Annotated in this window: 18 protein-coding genes and 1 pseudogene; 11 read left to right on the plus strand and 8 right to left on the minus strand. The window is 43.7% G+C overall.

Features of this window, described 5'->3' with window-relative positions; genetic code table 11:
- Positions 1 to 9: 9 nt before the first annotated feature.
- The 5 genes and pseudogenes from ACZLMD_RS02115 (at position 10) to rsmI (ending at position 4,645) form a co-directional block, all read left to right on the plus strand.
- Complete coding sequence (locus ACZLMD_RS02115; RefSeq protein ID WP_022305616.1) at positions 10 to 450, plus strand: YaaR family protein; 441 nt, start codon at positions 10 to 12, stop codon at positions 448 to 450.
- A 19-nt stretch (positions 451 to 469) separates the two neighbouring features.
- A complete protein-coding gene (gene holB, locus ACZLMD_RS02120) occupies positions 470 to 1,456 on the plus strand; it encodes a DNA polymerase III subunit delta' (protein ID WP_178441150.1) in 987 nt (328 codons plus the stop codon).
- 34 nt (positions 1,457 to 1,490) lie between these two features.
- Positions 1,491 to 2,402, plus strand: a pseudogene (locus tag ACZLMD_RS02125) (PSP1 domain-containing protein); the annotation flags it as partial.
- Positions 2,403 to 2,989: 587 nt separating this feature from the next.
- On the plus strand, positions 2,990 to 3,727 hold the full coding sequence (locus ACZLMD_RS02130; RefSeq protein ID WP_489495046.1) for a tRNA1(Val) (adenine(37)-N6)-methyltransferase: 738 nt from the start codon (positions 2,990 to 2,992) through the stop codon (positions 3,725 to 3,727).
- A gap of 75 nt (positions 3,728 to 3,802) precedes the next feature.
- Positions 3,803 to 4,645: a 16S rRNA (cytidine(1402)-2'-O)-methyltransferase gene (gene rsmI, locus ACZLMD_RS02135; protein WP_489495047.1), complete on the plus strand. Its 843-nt coding sequence runs from the start codon at positions 3,803 to 3,805 to the stop codon at positions 4,643 to 4,645.
- Here rsmI and ACZLMD_RS02140 read toward each other — a convergent pair.
- Positions 4,624 to 4,992: a hypothetical protein gene (locus ACZLMD_RS02140; RefSeq protein ID WP_489495048.1), complete on the minus strand. Its 369-nt coding sequence runs from the start codon at positions 4,990 to 4,992 to the stop codon at positions 4,624 to 4,626. The two genes, rsmI and ACZLMD_RS02140, sit on opposite strands and share 22 nt — an antisense overlap.
- 250 nt (positions 4,993 to 5,242) lie before the next feature.
- Here ACZLMD_RS02140 and ACZLMD_RS02145 point away from each other — a divergent pair, with 250 nt between their 5' ends.
- The 4 genes from ACZLMD_RS02145 to ACZLMD_RS02160 all read left to right on the plus strand — a co-directional run bounded on the left by ACZLMD_RS02145 (position 5,243) and on the right by ACZLMD_RS02160 (position 11,578).
- Positions 5,243 to 7,675, plus strand: a complete 2,433-nt coding sequence (locus ACZLMD_RS02145) for a hypothetical protein (protein ID WP_482523453.1) — start codon at positions 5,243 to 5,245, stop codon at positions 7,673 to 7,675.
- A gap of 54 nt (positions 7,676 to 7,729) precedes the next feature.
- Positions 7,730 to 8,923: a phosphopentomutase gene (locus tag ACZLMD_RS02150; RefSeq protein ID WP_118559609.1), complete on the plus strand. Its 1,194-nt coding sequence runs from the start codon at positions 7,730 to 7,732 to the stop codon at positions 8,921 to 8,923.
- 153 nt (positions 8,924 to 9,076) lie between these two features.
- The gene (locus ACZLMD_RS02155) at positions 9,077 to 10,090 is read left to right on the plus strand and encodes a hypothetical protein (protein ID WP_489495049.1); all 1,014 of its coding nucleotides are present in this window, start codon (positions 9,077 to 9,079) and stop codon (positions 10,088 to 10,090) included.
- A gap of 15 nt (positions 10,091 to 10,105) precedes the next feature.
- Complete coding sequence (locus tag ACZLMD_RS02160; protein WP_489495050.1) at positions 10,106 to 11,578, plus strand: leucine-rich repeat domain-containing protein; 1,473 nt, start codon at positions 10,106 to 10,108, stop codon at positions 11,576 to 11,578.
- A gap of 91 nt (positions 11,579 to 11,669) precedes the next feature.
- Here the strand turns inward: ACZLMD_RS02160 and ACZLMD_RS02165 are convergent, their stop codons facing one another.
- The 3 genes from ACZLMD_RS02165 to deoC are packed head-to-tail and all read right to left on the minus strand — an operon-like array spanning position 11,670 to position 14,109.
- Positions 11,670 to 12,992 carry a thymidine phosphorylase gene (locus tag ACZLMD_RS02165; protein ID WP_489495052.1) on the minus strand — a complete coding sequence of 441 codons (1,323 nt, stop codon included), beginning with the start codon at positions 12,990 to 12,992 and terminating at the stop codon, positions 11,670 to 11,672.
- A gap of 38 nt (positions 12,993 to 13,030) precedes the next feature.
- Positions 13,031 to 13,432 (minus strand): cytidine deaminase, encoded by a 402-nt coding sequence (cdd, locus tag ACZLMD_RS02170; protein WP_489495051.1) that lies wholly within the window; start codon positions 13,430 to 13,432, stop codon positions 13,031 to 13,033.
- A gap of 26 nt (positions 13,433 to 13,458) precedes the next feature.
- Positions 13,459 to 14,109: a deoxyribose-phosphate aldolase gene (deoC, locus tag ACZLMD_RS02175; RefSeq protein ID WP_022305628.1), complete on the minus strand. Its 651-nt coding sequence runs from the start codon at positions 14,107 to 14,109 to the stop codon at positions 13,459 to 13,461.
- A 314-nt stretch (positions 14,110 to 14,423) separates the two neighbouring features.
- On the opposite strand from deoC, the gene ACZLMD_RS02180 reads away from it, so the two are divergent.
- Positions 14,424 to 15,440, plus strand: a complete 1,017-nt coding sequence (locus ACZLMD_RS02180) for a glycosyltransferase family 2 protein (RefSeq protein WP_118559537.1) — start codon at positions 14,424 to 14,426, stop codon at positions 15,438 to 15,440.
- 103 nt (positions 15,441 to 15,543) lie between these two features.
- Complete coding sequence (locus ACZLMD_RS02185; protein WP_118559536.1) at positions 15,544 to 16,299, plus strand: GTP pyrophosphokinase; 756 nt, start codon at positions 15,544 to 15,546, stop codon at positions 16,297 to 16,299.
- A gap of 110 nt (positions 16,300 to 16,409) precedes the next feature.
- Here ACZLMD_RS02185 and ACZLMD_RS02190 read toward each other — a convergent pair whose 3' ends face one another.
- The 4 genes from ACZLMD_RS02190 to ACZLMD_RS02205 form a co-directional block, all read right to left on the minus strand.
- A complete protein-coding gene (locus tag ACZLMD_RS02190; protein ID WP_484107341.1) occupies positions 16,410 to 17,351 on the minus strand; it encodes a sodium:calcium antiporter in 942 nt (313 codons plus the stop codon).
- Positions 17,351 to 17,875, minus strand: a complete 525-nt coding sequence (locus tag ACZLMD_RS02195) for a DUF4446 family protein (protein WP_022305632.1) — start codon at positions 17,873 to 17,875, stop codon at positions 17,351 to 17,353. The genes ACZLMD_RS02190 and ACZLMD_RS02195 overlap by 1 nt, the downstream gene beginning before the upstream one ends.
- A gap of 81 nt (positions 17,876 to 17,956) precedes the next feature.
- Positions 17,957 to 18,850, minus strand: a complete 894-nt coding sequence (locus tag ACZLMD_RS02200) for a ParB/RepB/Spo0J family partition protein (protein ID WP_022305633.1) — start codon at positions 18,848 to 18,850, stop codon at positions 17,957 to 17,959.
- 47 nt (positions 18,851 to 18,897) lie between these two features.
- The gene (locus ACZLMD_RS02205; RefSeq protein WP_022305634.1) at positions 18,898 to 19,662 is read right to left on the minus strand and encodes a ParA family protein; all 765 of its coding nucleotides are present in this window, start codon (positions 19,660 to 19,662) and stop codon (positions 18,898 to 18,900) included.
- Positions 19,663 to 19,712 lie beyond the last annotated feature (50 nt).

Below are 19,712 nucleotides of genomic sequence, written 5' to 3' on the forward strand. Positions count from 1 at the left end.
GGAGGAATCATGAATCTGCGTGTAAACCAGCTGCAGCAGCCGACACAGCTTGAACCAAAAGCACCTGTCACTGAGTCTGATGGTTCCTTTCGTTTTACCCTGCTCAGCAGCATTGAAGAACAGGAGCTGCGCGCCAGTCTGGCTGTGATGATGGAGGATATCACCCAGCAGGGCAACAAGCTCAGCCGCAAGATGGACATCCGCGACATGAAGCTGTACCGCAAAATGATCAAAGAATTTATGAATGAGATCGTTACACACTCCCATTCCTTCAGCCGCGAGAACTTTCTCGATAAGAAAGGACGGCACAGAGTGTACGGCATGGTAAAGCTGATCGATGCCGCACTGGACGATCTCGCCGAGGAGCTCATGCGCGAGGAGAAGGACCATCTGGCAATACTCAATAAAATCGGTGAAATTCAGGGAATGATCCTCGATCTGTTTACCTGATCTATCATAGGAGGCATTTATGGCAAATTTTAAAGATATCATTGGACAGAAGCAGGCAAAGGAACACTTCCAGACAGCCATTGAGACAGGGAACATTTCCCATGCATATATCATCAATGGCGAGACCGGCTCCGGCAGACGCATGCTCGCTGACGCCTTTGCAAAGGCACTGCAGTGTGAGAAGCATCCCAATGCAGACTCCTGCGACAGCTGCAAGTCCTGTCACCAGGCAGAGTCCGGCAATCATCCTGACATCCGCTATATCACCCATGAGAAAGCGAGCATCAGCGTTGATGACATCCGTGAGCAGCTCAACAACGATATCCAGATCAAGCCATACAGCAGTGAGCATAAGATCTATATCATACCGGATGCCAATAAAATGACTGAGCAGGCGCAGAATGCGCTCTTAAAGACCATTGAGGAGCCACCGTCATACGCTGTCATTCTCCTTCTCACAGATAATCTCAACGCACTTCTGCCGACGATCCGGTCCAGATGTGTGACGATCAATACAAAACCGATCTCCAAAGAGGAAATTGCCGGTTATCTTGTCAGCCACCTCTCCATGGAGCAGGAACAGGCTGATATTGCCGCAGGCTTCTGTCAGGGCAATATGGGCAAGGCGATCCGCTTTGCAAACTCCACTGATTTTCAGGAAATGAAGGAGGATACCCTTCATTTATTAAAAAATGTCGAGCACATGGATGTTTCTGAGATTGTTGATTCGATCCGTATATTCTCCCAGAAAAAGGGCATGATCGATGATTATCTCGACCTGATGCTGTTGTGGTACCGCGATGTACTGATGTTCAAGGTTACAAAGGATGCAAATCTCCTGCTCTACCGCGACCAGTTCCACAACATCTCCCACCAGGCGAGCATGCACACCTATGAAAGCATCGAAAATATCCTTCAGGCAATCGACAAGGCAAAGGTCCGTCTTGGTGCCAACGTCAACTTTGACGTCACCATGGAACTGATGGCACTTACCATGAAAGAATAGGCATAATCCGCCAATAGAAAGGACAACAAATATTATGATATTAATTATCGGAGTCAGATTCCGTAAATCAAGTAAGGTATATTATTTTGATCCCACCGGCTACGAAATAAAAAAGGGCGACCATGTTATCGTTGAGACTGCGCGCGGCATCGAATACGGCACGGTTGTACTCGGACCGAAGGAAGTAACCGATGACAGGGTTGTTTCCCCGTTAAAGCCGCTGACACGTACCGCAACGCCGGAGGACGAAAAAACCAATATCGAAAACGAGCAAAAAGAAAAAGAGGCTTACCGGATCTGTCTCGAAAAGATCAAAAAGCATGATCTGAAAATGAAGTTGATCGATTCTGAATATACTTTTGACCGAAACAAGCTTCTGTTTTATTTTACCGCAGACGGACGAATCGATTTCCGTGAGCTTGTAAAGGATCTCGCTTCTGTTTTCCGAACACGTATTGAACTGCGTCAGATCGGTGTCCGTGACGAAACGAAACTTTTAGGTGGTATGGCTATCTGCGGAAGACCGCTCTGCTGCCACACCTTCCTCTCCGAGTTCGCCCCGGTATCTATTAAGATGGCAAAGGAGCAGGGACTTTCCCTGAACCCGACACAGATTTCCGGCGTCTGCGGACGTCTGATGTGCTGTCTCAAAAATGAGCAGGAAGCCTATGAGGAATTAAACAGCAACTTACCTGCCGTCAAATCGCAGGTTAAGACGATTGACGGTTACGTTGGCGAGGTGCAGAGCACAAGCGTATTAAAGCAGCTTGTCAAGGTGGTGATCACCAAGAAGAACGGTGAACGTGAGATCCGCGAATACCCGGTTACCGATCTTAGCTTTAAGGATCACCAGATCAGCAGCGAAGGTTCTGAACTGGAGGCATCCTTAAACGAAATGGTTGATGAGCAGGGACTGGAGCAGCTTGAGATCATGGAGAAGCAGGACATCGAGGATCGTCAGGAGGAAGAAAACGAGAAGCGTGGCAACAGACGCGACAACAACCGTCGTGGACGCGGACCAAAACGCGATAATAATCGTAGCGGACAGGACCGTGACCAGAGACGCGACAATAATCGTGGCAGACAGGATCGTGACCAGCGGCGCGACAATGATCGCGACGGACAGAATCGTGATCAGGGACGTAACAATAACAGTGGCGGACAGGACCGTGACCAGAGACGCGACAATAATCGTGACGGGCAGGATCGTGACCAGAGACGCGACAATAATCGTGGTGGACAGGATCGCGAGCAGCGACGTGACAATAACCGCAGAGACCGTGAACCTCGGAGTAATAACCGTGACAAACGCCCTGCAAGAGGACGCGGCGGTTATGAGAATCAGGCAATCCATCTGACCGATACCGAGAAGCAGGATCAGAGCTTCCGCGGCGGCTATGAGCGTCAGACCGACGGACGCCGTGACAAGGGACGCCCTGAGCGTTTCCGTGAGGAGCGCAGTAAGAGAGGCGACCACGATAACAGACGTAACAACCATCGCCGTCAGAACAACAATAAAGGACAAAGCACACCATGAAAGCAGAATTAAGACCGGGAGAACGCCTGGACGATCTTCAGATCAATGATTATTATATTATTCAGAATCCCGATAAATTCTGTTTCGGTATGGATGCTGTTTTGCTGTCTTCCTTTGCACACTGTGCACCGGGCAGCAAAGTTGCTGACTTTGGTACAGGTACCGGGATCATCCCAATCCTGCTGACCGCCAAAACAGAAGCCGCGCATATTGATGCACTCGAAATCCAAGCCGAAAGTGCAGACATGGCGCGACGCAGTGTCCAATATAACGGACTAACCGACAAAATCAATATTATTAACGGGGATATTAAGGAAGCCTCTTCCCTTCTCGGAAAGGCTTCCTGTGATTATGTCATTACAAATCCCCCTTATATGAATAACAACCATGGATTGAAGAATCCCGAATTACCCAAAGCGATTGCCCGCCATGAGATACTCTGTACCCTTGACGATGTGATCCGGGAAGCCTCCCGGGTATTAAAGCCCGGCGGACATTTTCTGATGGTACACCGGCCATTCCGGCTGATCGAGATCATCAGCTGTCTGACGAAATATAGGCTGGAACCAAAGCGGATGCGGTTCGTTCATCCATTTGCAGACAAAGAACCCAATATGGTTCTGATCGATGCCGTCCGCGGCGGTAATTCCATGGTCAGGATCGAAGCCCCGCTTGTAATATATGATACGCCCAGCGTATACACGCAGGAAATTCTCGATATCTATAATACTTAAACCGGATAGGAACAGAAAGCCTCTCTATGAGACATTTCTGCTCTCCTATTTCCGATACAGGAAACGGAGAAAACCATGACAGGAACTTTATATTTATGTGCCACTCCCATCGGCAATCTGGAAGACATCACTTTCCGTGTTCTCAGAACCTTAAAGGAGGTCGATCTGATCGCCGCAGAGGACACTCGCAATACGATCAAGCTTCTCAATCATTTTGAGATCAAAACTCCTATGACAAGCTATCATGAGTACAATAAAGTGGACAAGGCTGCCTATCTTGTCTCAAAGCTATCCGAGGGGACGAATATTGCCCTCGTCACAGATGCAGGAACTCCCGGAATCTCTGATCCCGGAGAGGAGATCGTTCGTCAGGCATATGCCGCCGGCATTCCTGTGACCTCTCTTCCGGGTGCCTGCGCCTGCGTTACGGCACTTACCCTGTCCGGTCTTTCCACCCGTCGTTTTGCCTTTGAAGCATTTCTTCCCCCGGACAAAAAGGAACGGGCAGCGATCCTGGAATCTCTCAAAACAGAGACAAGAACTGTGATCCTTTATGAAGCACCGCACCACCTTCTTGCAACCTTAGAGCAGCTTTACCGGACACTCGGCGACAGACGCATTACGCTCTGCCGTGAGCTGACCAAGCTGCATGAAACCGTCCGGCTTATGACCCTCTCCGAAGCACTGTCCTATTATTCGGACACATCTCCAAAAGGAGAATATGTTCTTGTTCTCGAGGGAATCTCCCGGCAGATACTGGATCAACAGAAGCAGGACAGCTGGAAGGAAATGGATCTGGAAGATCATATGCAGCTTTATTTAGACCAGAATCTTTCCAAAAAGGAAGCCATGAAAAAGGTCGCAGCCGACCGCGGTGTTTCCAAACGTGATATTTATCAACAGCTTTTAGACCGGTAATGACGACAGCGTTTTTCCCTGCGGCAGTTCATTTCATTACAGAGCATGATCTCTACCATCGGTCGCAGCCATTTCCGGTCAACACGATCCTTCTGACAGCAGTAATGACTGCAGATTCCTGCCGCCATGCGCCCCATCGTAACCTTATCCGGATACCGGTCGTACATCGGACTTCCCTCATATTCCATCTGATCACAGACATTCATCACCATTTCACTTAATTCAGACACCTCTAACGGATACAGATATTTTAAATCCTTCATCTTCTCTTCCTCCGGCACCTGTGCCAGCTCTAACGGAAATACCATCGCATTTCCCTTCGGATAAATTGCTCCCTTTTTCTCCATATTCACCAAACCTTTCTGCAGACACAGACTGCTTGCTGCTCCGCATAAGAAACCTCTTTATCATACTATGACATTTCTTAAATTTTAGTGACTGTCCTTGCCTTTTTTTCAGGAACAATCTATACTAATGACAGGAATGTTTTTGTATATCAGGAGGCTAATTTTGAAATATTTTTATAAAGGATTCGGACTTTTTATTTTATTTTGCGTGTCCATTTTTATATTTGGACAACATATACCCAGCATAAATGTGGGTACAGCGACGGCAACCAGTCTGCAGGACTCTGCGTTTCCGCTTGTTAACCTTTCCGTAAGCGGTTACACGATCAATACGCTTCACGGCTACAGCAGTGAGCTCGACAGCGGCAATATCCGAGAGTCTGTCACACCGATCGGTGCTGACAAGACCTTCGATGTGATCATTTCCGAAAGCACATTGAAGATCAAGCGGCTGGATTATGATCTGAGGGATATCGCCAATGACAAAAGCATCGGAAGCGGTACATTATCGGCATTTGATGAGAGTAAGGATCAGAAAACCGCCCGTTTAAAACTGGATGCTGCGATGAACGCCAGCACCGAATACGGACTGGAGATCACGCTGACAACCAATTACAGCAAACAGATCCATTTTTATACCCGCGTCAAATATTACGAGGCTGACTGTTTCCTCAAACAGAAGCTTGATTTTGTCAGCCGGTTTCATAACGCAACCTTTAACATGGAAAAGAACTTCGAGATCAAAAATTATCTCGAAACCAACGGAAGCAACGATTCCACTCTGGCAAATGTAAATATTTATTCCAGCAAGAAAATGATCACCTGGAATAATCTCAAGCCGAAGGTTGTTTCTGCCTGCACACCGACGATCAAGGAGTTAAACATTGAGACAGCTGCTGTGGAACAGGTTTATTACGTAAAAGCAAAGACAGACACCGGAACAGAAACGTATCAGGTGAAGGAGTTTTACCGAGTCCGCTACACAACCGGCCGCATTTATCTGCTGTATTTCCAGCGCACGATGGAAGCTGTCTTTGATCCGGAGCTGACCTCAACCTCACAGAGTGAGTTTAAGATCGGTATTTCCAACGAGGAGGATCTCGGTATTTCCTCCAGCGAGGATAACAGCAAAATGGCATTTGTCCGCAACGGCAATCTCTGGTACTATGATCTTCACTCCGAGAAGCTGAATCAGGTTTTCTCCTTTGTGCAGAATTCGACTGATTATATCAGAGACTATTACGATCAGCACAACATCCGCATTATCAACATCGACAATGACGGCAATATTGACTTTGTCGTTTACGGCTATATGAACTGTGGTGATTATGAGGGACGTGTCGGCATCATTCTTTACAGCTATGATGTGAAGAAGAATCAGATCAACGAGCGAATTTATCTTCCTCTTGAAACAAGCTATCAGCAGCTCAAGGAAGACTTTGGCGATTTCTGTTATGTAAACCGCAAGAATGTATTTTACTTCTCTTTATATGACAGAGTATACGCTTATAATATCACTTCCAGACAGTATACGGTTCTGACAAAAAACGCATCCAGCGGGAATTTCGCTATGCTGGAAAAGGCAAAATGCTTCGTCTGGTCCAATGCAACCTCACAGAAGCCGGCAACGCGCATCACGATCCTTGATCTGGAAACAGAGCAGCGCCGGACTGTTACCGCCCGCAAAAGCGAAAGCATTCGTGTTCTCGGTGCGATTGATTCCAGTGTTGTTTACGGCTATGTACGCAATTCAGATATGTATAATTCCGAGGACGGCGAACGCATTTCTCCGGTTTATAAGCTTGTGATCGCCGACAGCCAGGGTGAGATTTTAAAAGAATATCAGACGAAAAACGTCTATATCATTAAAACAAATGTTGATAAAGATATTATTCAGTTAAAGCGTGTCCGTAAAATCGGACAGAAGTTTAAAAAGATTGCTGACGACAGTATACAGCATCAGCAGGATAACACAGCGAAATCCTTTGATCTCACCTCGCGTGTGACAGACAAAATGCTGACCGAGAAATATATTACTCTGCCGGCAGGCTTCCTGATGAAGGGCAAGCCAGAGATTACCTACACCAAGTATGTGATGGTTACAGAGAATACGACATTTTATATCAACAACCCAAGCAAAAACGCTTCCGATAAGTATTATATTTATGCTTATGGCGGGATCACCGGCTCCTCTTCCGATGCGGGCAATGCGATCCGTCAGGCGGACGAACAGATGGGTGTTGTTATGGATAACCACAATCACATTGTCTGGGAGCGCGGCGGCAAGTTCCTAAGTAACACTGTTTCTCTCATGGATAAGACAACGGTATCCGGCAATGTTTCCAGCATGAAGGCGTGCATGCATATGCTCCTGCAGTCTGCGCAGGTCACGGAAGATGCCTCCGCACTCAAGGGTGCATCCACCATGGATATTCTTAAGAAATATATCAGTACCCCGGTAAATCTGACCGGCTGTACTGTCGATGAGATTTTATATTTTGTAAGCAGCGGTAAACCGGTGATCGCCATGAAGAATTCTTCACAGGCAGTGCTGATCAACGCTTACACCTCAAGCTCTGTGAGCTGGTTTGATCCGTCCACCGGAGCCACCACGAAAATGTCACCAAATGGAGCAGAACGTTTCTTTGAGAATGCAGGATATGTATTTATCAGTTATATTTAACGACTGTTTAATTATGTGATTTTTTCAGTCTTTTAGAAAGGTATGGTGATCAATATGAAAAATGAAAAACGTGTATTTCTGATCGTACTGGACAGCGTTGGCGTTGGCGAAGCACCCGATGCCGCCGACTTCGGCGATGTTGGCAGCCACACCGTTTATGCAGCATCAACCGATGAGCATTTCTATATGCCTCATATGCAGAAGCTTGGTTTCTTTGAGATTGAGGGAAACCGTGTCGACAAACGACATGCCTGGGCGCAGAAAAAGATTACGCCTGCCGGTGCTGTCATGCGTATGCAGGAAGCATCCCGCGGCAAGGATACAACCATCGGTCACTGGGAGATTGCCGGCATTATTTCGCCAAAAGCAATGCCTACTTTCCCTGACGGATTTCCGCAGGAGCTGATCGATGCCCTCGAGAAAGAAACCGGCAGAAAGGTCATCTGCAACAAGCCTTATTCCGGTACGGTCGTGATCGAAGAATACGGTAAAGAACATATGGAGACCGGCAGTCTTATCGTGTATACCTCCGCAGACAGTGTATTGCAGATTGCAGCACATGAGGATGTAATTCCTATTAAAGAGCTGTATCACATCTGTGAAATTGCGCGCCGTCTCTGTCAGGGTTCATGCGCAGTCGGGCGTGTGATCGCCCGTCCGTTTATTGGGACACCGGGTCATTTCACCCGCACCAGCCGCCGTCATGATTTCTCCCTTACTCCACCGAGAGACACGATGCTCGATGATATCAAAAACGCCGGTCAGGACGTTCTCGCCGTCGGCAAGATCAACGATATTTTCGCAGGAAAAGGAGTCACACAGATGACACGTACCGAGGACAACGAGGACGGTATTAACAAAACTTTGACTTACATGGATCAGGATTTCCACGGACTCTGTTTTGTCAATCTGGTCGATTTTGATATGAAGTACGGACACCGCAACGATGTTCCGGGATACGCCGCTGCTCTCTCCTACTTTGACAAGCGTCTTCCGGAAATCATGGCAAAGCTCAGACCTCAGGATGTCCTGATGATCACAGCAGACCACGGATGCGACCCAAGCACTCCATCCACTGATCACTCCAGAGAGTACACTCCTCTTGTGATCGCAGGCGATCCGATCCTTGCAGGTACCAACCTCGGTACAAGACCGACCTTTGCAGATATCGGCACAACCATCTGTGATTATCTTGGTGTTCCACAGCAGTTAGACGGGACATCTTTCCTAAAAAATATCATCAAATAACGTCAATATTACCAAAAATATTTTTTTCAGAGAGACAGATTCTGGTAAAATCTGTCTCTTTTTTACTGCAATTTTTGTGACCTATTACCTCTAGCATTTTCCAAAAAAATTCGTTACAATGAATTTGGTTTTGAGGTGAAGAAAGGAATTTTTATGAAAAAACATCTTTTCTTCCTGTATTCTATTTGCATCATTATGATATGCGGTCTGTTTCCATATAACATACCGTTTGATCTTACGCATTCTTATTCTGAGAATGAACCCATTCAGGTCATGGCAGCATCTGCCGGACATACCGACATTAAACATGCCAAAACCCTTCGAAGCGGTACATCTTTTCAAACAAAGGCTGCTCCGGAAGGCTTTCATTACTATTGCCTTTTTGCGCCTGCATCAAGGGGAGAAATGACGATAAAGATCCGCTCTTCACAGAGGATCTCCCTCTCATTTCAGCTATACGACCAAAAAGGGCTTTTGTATCCTCCCTCCGATTATACCTATGATCCTGAGGAACATCTTCTAACCATCCACTACGATACCACTGCATACCGGCGCTATCTGCTGGGGCTTTTTAACGATCAGAAGCATTCCCTGCGTTACACAATCACATACTCTTATACAAAGACTGCGCCGTCCCCGTCACCCATTATCAAGCACAAACGATCACCTCAAAAACCAAAACCACTTGGCACTGCAAAGCCATCCGGTACTGCAAAGCCACAGACACAACGTAAAAGCGCACCGTCTTCCGGCAGAAAAACAGCCACTCCCGGCAGGAAAACGGCTTCTTCCGGCAGAAGAACAGCCACTCCCGGCAGGAAAACGACTTCTTCTGGCAGAAACCCAAATAATTCGGTTCAAGCCGGCAGAAAAAACACGAAAGCTTTTGCCGATAATACTTCAAAAATAACTCTTTCAAGCACATTTTTGCACGTCAGAAAAGGCGAAGCTTTTTCTCTTCACGCCACCGCAGTGACATCACAGAATTATCACCTAAACTGGGAATTCTCATCCAGTGGTTTTCTGAAAAAAAGCTCTGTCAAAAGCCGGAAAAACAGCTCTGACATCACACTGACAGCAAACCGTACCGGCATGGTAATCGTCACTTGCCGTACAAAAGAAAACCGGACAATTTCCTGTTCCTGTACGATCAAAATAACTGAATAAAAGGAGTAAATTCTTATGAATAAAAACGAAACTTTTCTATTTCCAAAAGAATTGTCAAACACATGGCATGTTACCGACATTATTTATTTCAGCAAGGATTACACGGTCTGCCGTGTCCAGAATATAAACTCACGTCTCGACTACATTATGAAGGTCTATTCCTCCAGATGTTTTTCAAAAAGAAAGTTTGAAGCAGTGTCCAATTTAACGGACAGATACTTTATCACGCCCAAAACACGTCTTTCTATCCGGCACACAGAATACATCTTCTTTCCGGCAGTTGAGACATTAAAGGATATCCTTTATCATTCCGGCATGTCCTTTCACGACATCCTCTGTCTTGGGATCAATCTGATCGAAGCCGTTCAGATTCTCTCCCGCAATGGGATTTATGAAGCTGATATCAGCCCTAATAACATTTACCGTAATGCCAAAGGAAGCTTCTGTCTTGGAGATCTTCCGCTTGAGAAGAGTCCAATTTTTGGTACACCTCCTTTTATTGCCCCTGAGTATATGGATATTAAATCCTCCCGTTCATTGTCAACCGCTGCTTCGTCTACTGATACATTCACCCCCGGTTCCTTTTCCATCCGTTCCCGGAAACAGGATACCAGACAAGAGCAGTTTGAAACCTCTATGCAGTATTCGATCTGCAGCCTGCTCCTCGCACTCTGTAAACTTCAAAAATATTTCTGTTTCGAAGAAATCCAGGATATACTCACCAAGGGCACAAGCGACTCTCCGTCAGACCGTTACACATCTCTGGATGAATTAAAGCACGTTTTTGCAACGCTGTCTTCACATGAGATTCCATCAAACGAATCTCTTCTTCTACATCGCAAGAATCATCCACTCTTTCACACCAAAACATTACCTATCCCAAAAAACGGACACAACATTGCAAACTATGCAGTTGGTATTCTTCTGATGGTGTCCATCATATGCTTCATTGTTGTTATCCATCGCTATAATCATATGTATTCCGCATCCGCACCAACAAACCATATCTCCGCCGCACAACGTTTTACCAGCGTGCCTTCGTCTCCGGCAGCTGTTGAAGTTGACATTCAGAATCATAATTTATACTCCTTCTCAACTGCTGTGAAGAATATTGACAATGCCGCCGATGTCATCTGCCTGTATGCCGGGAATAATCACTTTTCCACCCTCGATAATATCACAGAGCTTCCCCATCTTCAGGAACTCTATGTCAACGAAAACCGAATTACCGATATCAACGGAATCAACGCATGTACATCCCTCACAACAGCAGTTCTTTCCTGCAATGATATCCGTGATATTTCCGCCTTGTCAAATCTGACAAGCTTAGATTATCTGGACCTTTCCGGCAACCGCCATTTGTCGCAGACAGAACCTTTATATGATCTGGATCATCTCCAGATTTTAAATATATCCAATACAAGTGTGTCCAAAAAACAGTACAGACAGCTTTGTAAAAAGCTGCCTGCCTGTAACATTATTTATTAAATTCTCTAATATCTTAAATTGGAGTATTATCACAGATTTGCAACATTTCGGCAAAAGATTCGAAAAAGTTCCGCTTTTTCCTTTGCACACATTATTGCTTATAAACACCATCCTTTGTGACATAAGCAATAATCTCTTTCATTGGCTCTACCGGTGTATCACTGTATTTATACGCTGTTTTAAGATACTGCACAGCCTGATTCAGCTTTTCTTCATCTGAAGCATAAAGGCGGGCAAGCACCTCTCCCTGCTTTACATATTCTCCGGTCTTGTGATAAAAACGAAGTCCGGCTTTCGAATCGATCCGGCTCTCCTTTGTCTCACGTCCGGCACCCAGAACTACTGATGTTTTTCCGCACTTTTCAGTGTCCATGGACTTAATATAGGCGGACTTTTTCATCACGAAATCTTTCTGATAAGGTGCTTTCTCAAACTTCTCCGGATGATAAATATAACTTTCATCGCCCCCCTGTGCCTTTACCATTGCGGCAAGCTTATCAATTCCCTTGCCGTAATCAATGGCATCCTCAACCATTTTACGGCTCGTCTCCAGATCGGCAATCTCACCCAGATACAGCATATATGCGGCAAACTCCACGCAGATCTGCCGAAAATCCTCCGGACCTTTTCCCTGCAGGGTTTCAATTGCCTCGACCACCTCGATGTCATTTCCAACAGCTTCGCCCAAAGGCACATCCATATTAGTAAGAATAGCAACGGTCTGCCTTCCTGCATTCTCGCCGATTTCCACCATTCGCTGTGCAAGACAGATTGCATCGTCAATATTTTTCATAAAAGCACCGCTTCCGACTGTGACATCCAGCACAATCTTGTCGCTGCCGGAGGCAAGCTTCTTACTCATGATCGAAGCAGCAATCAGCGGAATACTGTCAACAGTCGCTGTAACATCACGAAGTGCATAAAGCTTTTTATCCGCCGGCGCAATTTCTGCAGACTGACCGATCACGCTCAGCCCGATATCATTGACAATTTCAAAGAAACGTTCCTCTGAAATTGCTGTCTGCATACCCGGGATAGATTCCAGTTTATCAATCGTTCCCCCGGTGAAGCCAAGACCGCGTCCGCTCATTTTGGCAACTCTTCCTCCACATGCTGCAACTAACGGTGCGACTGCCAGCGTTGTCTTATCACCGACGCCGCCGGTACTGTGTTTGTCTACCTTAATGCCCTTAATTTGGGACAGATCAACCATATCACCGGACTTTGCCATACTGTCCGTAAAAACGGACAGTTCCTTTTCCGACATACCTTCATAATACACTGCCATCAAAAATGCAGACACCTGATAATCCGGTATTTCTCCTGCCACATAGCCTTCTACCATATATGTGATCTCTTCCGGAGTAAGTTCAGATCCTTTTTTCTTTTTGTCAATAATATCATACATTCTCATTGCCATTCCCCATTTCTATCCTTCCTGATAACAACATTTTACAACAAATCTCCGCCAAAGCTCAGTGGCAGCAATTCCTTCAACAGATACGTTTTGTATTCCTTCTCTGATTTTGCCAGTATGATCTGAAATGTCTCCGGATCACAAAACTCAGCCATCACCTGCCGGCATATACCGCATGGCGGGCAGAAATCCGGTTTTTCATTCTCCCGTCCTCCAACGATCACAATGCATGAAAAATCTGTTATCCCTTCCGAGACCGCTTTAAAAATTGCCGTTCTTTCCGCACAATTTGTCGCCGGATAACTGGAATTTTCAATATTACACCCCTGAAATGTTTCACCGTTTTTCGCTTTCAGACAGACCCCCACTTTAAAATGCGAATATGGTGTATATGCCTTTTCTCTCGCATCAATTGCTTTTGCGATCAATTCTTCCATAATCAATCACCATGCCTTTCATATTCTTATCCCTGCTCCAGTATTTTGACCAGACGGCTTGTTCCGAGCCGGTCCGCTCCCAACTCGACAAACTTTTCAGCATCGTCAAAGGAACTGATTCCTCCCGCTGCTTTAATCTTCACATGAGGTGCCACATTCTCCTTGAAAAGCCTGATATCCTCAAAGGTTGCTCCCGCTGTAGAAAATCCGGTAGATGTTTTAATAAAATCAGCACCACTTTCTGATACAACCTGACACATTTTAATTTTTTCTTCCCGCGTCAGCAGACAGGTTTCGATAATGACCTTTAATACATGATCCCCGCAAATTTGCTTCAAGGCTTTAATCTCATCCTTCACCTTATGAAATTGACTATTTTTCACATCACCGAGATTGATCACCATATCAATCTCGTCCGCACCGTTCTGAAGAGCATCCTCTGTTTCAGCAATTTTCACCTTTGTCGTATTATAACCATTTGGAAATCCAATCACCGTGCACACTTTTATTTTTCCGTTCAGATAGTCGGCAGCTCTTTTCACATAAGACGGTGGAATGCACACGGAAGCCGTATTGTATTTGATTGCCTGACTGCATATTCGCTCAATCTCCTCCCATGTTGCTGTCTGCGCCAGAAGTGTATGATCTACCTTCTCCATAATTTGATTTCTGTCCATAATCAACCCCCATTTCTTTTATTCACAAATATCTTTTTAAACAAATTTCAAATTCACATTTTCCTCTATTTCCAGTTTATACAATGTGCATATGTGTTGCAAGAAAAATAATTTAATCTTTCCATAATAATTATAAAATCTTAAGATTTAACACTTTTCACTGTCACATTTTCATATTATAATAGAATGAGAATCGGTTATACTATAATAATCGGTATATAATAATGCAAGGTAAAGGAAGCATGACAGGTAACATATCCACACGATAAGACCGGGCAGATGACTTATTGTCATGTAACCACGAAAGGATTTTTATGAAATTATTAACAATTACAATTCCCTGCTACAATTCACAGGAATATATGGAACATGCGATCAACTCCGCTCTGATTGGCGGAGACGATATTGAGATTATTATTGTCGATGATGGTTCATCCGATAATACATTACAGATTGCCAAGCAATATGAGGAAAAATATCCCTCTATTGTCCGCGCGATTCACAAAGAAAACGGAGGACACGGCTCTGCAGTTAATACCGGCATTGATAATGCCGAGGGTGTTTACTTTAAGGTGCTTGACAGTGACGACTGGCTTGACGCCTATAGTCTGCAGCGCGTTTTACAGCTTCTCCGCGAGATGATCACAGACGGCATCGGACTTGACATGGTCATTTCCAATTACGTTTATGAGAAGCCAAGTGTTCACAAGCATAAGGTAATGTCCTACAACATTGCTATTCCTAAGGATAAGGTGATCAGCTGGAAGGATTTCAGACATTTCAGAGTCAGCCAGAACCTTTTAATGCATTCGATCATTTACCGCACAAAGCTGCTCAGAGATTGTGGTTTAAGACTGCCGGAACACACATTTTATGTGGATAACCTTTATGCATACAATCCGCTTCCATATGTTAAGAAAATGTACTATCTGGACGTGGATCTGTACCGTTACTATATCGGTCGTGATGATCAGTCTGTCAATGAGGCCATTATGACAAAGCGTATCGACCAGCAGATCAAAGTCAACAAGCTTATGATCGACGCCTATGATCTGATGAACATTAAGGATTTTAAACTACGCAAATATATGATCAAATATCTTGCGATGATGCTGATTGTCAGCTCTGCACTTCTGGTCAATGAGGGATCACCGGAAAGTCTCCAGAAGCGTGACGATCTCTGGAATTACCTGCATAATAAAAATATTATTCTTTATAATATTATCAATCGCAGACGTCTCGGCAAAGTCATGCAGATGAAACACAAGTCCGGTCAGAAGATTATCATCCACGGATACCATATTTTCAACCGGATCTACGGATTTAACTAGAAACAGCATACCAGATTATTTGTACGTCGTATGTTGTTTCAAAAGATATTAATTCACAATTTACACAGGAAAATTCGTGTAAATTCACAATTGGAGTGATTTTATGCAATTACCATTATATTATAACGAAGAAGACGAATGGAATCGTGCACTGCTCCTGTACGACTCTGTTCTTCGAGAGATCAACACAAAGCTTGAGATATTAAACAACGAGTTCAAACAGGCACACCAATATAACCCGATTGAGCATATTACCTCCCGCATCAAATCGCCGGAGAGCATTGCCCGCAAAATCCGCAAGAAAGGTCTTGAACTGACTGTGGAGAACATCGTCAAATATGTGAATGACGTAGCCGGTGTCCGCATTATCTGTTCTTTTACGTCTGATATTTACCGGATTGCTTCTTCGATTTCCAATCAGGATGACGTTACGGTTCTCCGTGTAAAGGATTATATCGCAAATCCAAAGCCAAACGGATACATGAGTTATCATATGATCGTATCCATCCCGATTTTCCTGACAAATGATGTTATCGACACAAAGGTTGAGATTCAGATTCGTACGATCGCAATGGATTTCTGGGCAAGCCTGGAGCATAAGATTTATTATAAATTTGAAGGAAAAGCTCCTGCCGGTATTAAGGATGAATTAAAAGAATGTGCCAATATCATCTCCTTTTTGGATGAGAAAATGCTTTCGATCAACGAAAGTGTCAAGCACTACCACGAGGATTTCAACGGCGGCGTTGCCATGAGCAGCGACACCCCTCTCCCCGTTGTTTCTGCTGATAACACGGGATCCTCTGCCAACAGCCTGGACGCCCTAAAGTCTTATTATGGTTCTATCGCCGAGGATTAATAACAAGAAACACTTTCAATCCTGCAAATATGCAGGATTGAAAGTGTTTGTAGGATTGTGGGAATTATTTTGTTATGAAGCAATACATTTAAAATTCGTATACTTCTCTCTTATAGAATACGATACACCACATACGCCACAAACATCGTAGCCATCACACACCCATGTATGCGCTGCAGCTCATTATTCTTATAAGCAAATATCCACACACAAACTGCGCTGCAGCACAACGCAATCATATCATAAATTTCAGAAACCGATACCATGATCGGACTGATCACTGCCGCTGCACCGACCACAATTGTCAGATTAACGATGCTGCAGCCAATCACATTTCCAATGACATAATCCTGTTTTCCCTGTTTCCACGCAAAAACACTGATCCACAATGCCGGCAAAACCCCCATCATTATAGCAGCCGAATAATCCACAACACCTTCACTTACCGGCAGAGAAATCACATTTTTCATGCCATTCCATCCACAAGATAATAACAAGGAACCACATATGATCACAACGATACTGCATCCACATTTTAGTAACAAAGCAGACTCTATTTTCACATTTTCATTGTCTTTGACCATCTTCCTTGTGATTTTACCAGTCATATAAATATAATAAATGAAAAATATAATTAGTATAATTCCGTCAACCCTGCTTACCACCCGTACAGCACGTTTTCCATGAAACAAATAATCTGCACTCAAATATAAGACAACAATTGCAACAATGATCAAATAAGAAAATTCTCTCTCCATCGTTCCACGCGGAATTTTCATCTTCCCCGTCATTGCGCAAACTCCCAAGATCAAAAGAATCATAAACAGACTTCCCATAACAGAAGTTGTCATGACATTCTGTGTCTGATGCTGCTCTCCGCACAGAATTGCATTTACAATATTCCAGCCTGCAGCTCCTGAGATTCCAAGCAGTATTGCAGTATTGAACATCGAATTTTTCGTTGTTTTAGCAAAGCAGATACCCTGTTTTACCAGAATATCTGCTCCAACTATCTGTAATATAATTCCTGCTATGATTAAAAATACATACATCATATTTTCTTTTTAAACAAAGGACTGCTGTTTGTCTTTGCCTCTTCCAGCGCCTGTTGTTCCTCCTCAGACAAAATTACAAATGCCTCTCCATTTACTATTTCTTTCGTATATGTGTAGCATCCCTCATTTGTACTATGCATGGAATTGATCAGGAAACCATCGTTATCTGCTGTCAGCAGTACGAGTACAAAACTGAGCTTTCCACCTATCTCCTTAAATGCATCATACTTCACCAATCCAACCTTTTGGTATGCTTTTATCAGACGCGAATCAATATTCTCCAGCTGCTCATGAATATTCTTTGTATCCTCGGAAAGTTCATCAATAGCAGCGAACTTATCTAATATCGCCTTTTCCAGATTCTTTCCATTCTCTCCATCCATAAAAATCTTGTATTTTTTTCTGGTATTTGCATCCTTGATCATTGTAACCAGAAGCAGAATAAATAAAATGATAATAACTGCAGCCATGCCGATCACCACATAGCCCAAATCAATCCCAAATTGTTCAAACAGTTTCATGATTCATCCTCTTTTCTGTATATTTGCTATATAATTATTTCATTTTGTAGCATATAATGACGTTAGTGTCAAAAATAAATTTTACTGTTTCATTGCCATCATCATTGTCATGATGCGGTCAAATTCGTCAGCAGAGAAATATTCAATTTCTATCTTTCCTTTGCCTTTTCCCTTATTATTGATGTTAACCTTTGTACCAATCACAGACTTTAACTTTTCCTCATAATCTTTATAGATCAGTTCTGTCTGTGTGTCCTTTTCTCTCACTTCCTTGACCGGCTTCTTCTTATCTGCAAGATACTTTTTCACCATCTTCTCTGTTTCACGTACACTCATAGAATTGTCGAAGATCATGACTGCCAGCTTGTACTGCTCATCTCCATCGGATACACCAAGAAGTGCTCTGGCATGTCCACTCTTGATTTTATCTTCGATAATCATCTCACGTACTCTCTCATCCAGTTTCAGAAGACGAAGCGAATTAGTAATTGCAACACGACTCTTTGATACTCGCTCCGCCACCTCATCCTGTTTCAAATTAAAATCCCTGATCAGACGATCATAAGCTTCTGCTTCTTCAATGGCATTCAGATCTTCTCTCTGTATATTTTCGATCAATGCAATTTCCATCACCTGCTGATCCGAATAATCTTTTACAACAACAGGAATTTCTTTTACTCCTGCTTCCCTTGCAGCTCGCCATCTTCTTTCACCGGCAATGATCGTATAAAACCCCTTCTTTCCTTTTTGTACGATCAATGGTTCAATCAATCCATGCTGTTTAATAGATTCTGCAAGTTCATGAATCTTGTCCTCATTAAAATTCTTTCGAGGCTGATTATTATTCGGTTCAATCTTATTGATATCAATCGTATCAACCTCTTTGACAACTTCCTTTACAACCTGTTTCGTTTTCGTATTATCTCCGGATATCATTGCATCGATACCCTTTCCTAATCCCTTTCTTGCTGCCATTTTTATCCCCTTTTCTGACTTAATAAAATATTATTTATCTTCGTTCCTTATTTATAACGATCAATTACTTCCTTTGCCAGGTTTCGATAACTTACCGCACCTGCTGATTTTGGTTCATACATATTAATTGGCAAGCCATGACTTGGTGCTTCCGCAAGTCTGACATTTCTTGGAATAATCGTCTTATAAACATTTTGCTTGAGATTTTCTTTTACATTTTCAACAACCTCCATGGAAAGACATGTTCTTCCATCATACATTGTGAAAACTACACCCTCAATCTCGAGGTTTTCATTCAAACGATTCTTTACCAGATTAATTGTATGTATCAACTCACTCAGTCCTTCCAGTGCATAATACTCACACTGAATCGGAACAAGAACAGTATCTGCTGTGGTCATTGCATTGATAGTCAACATACTAAGAGAAGGTGGGCAATCAATAATCACAAAATCGTAATCATCCTTTACTTTGTCTACTTCTTTTTTCAAAATATACTCTCGTTCCTTGATTCCAACTAGTTCAATCTCCGCTCCGGCAAGATCGCGATCTGATGGAATTACAGACACATTATCCACTACTGATGGACTAATACAATCCCATATTGGTGCATAATTAATCATAAGATCATACACTGTTGCCTTTAAAGAATCCTTATCAAGACCCAATCCACTTGTTGTATTTCCCTGTGGATCAATATCGATTACCAGAACTTTCTTTCCTTTTTCCGCAAGACAGGCTGATAAATTGATCGAAGTGGTTGTTTTACCAACACCACCCTTTTGATTTGATATTGCAATTACTCTACCCATTAATTCTCATCCTTATCCTTTCTGCACGTTTTATGTTTCACGTGAAACAT

It is taken from the genome of Jutongia sp. (assembly GCF_057878315.1).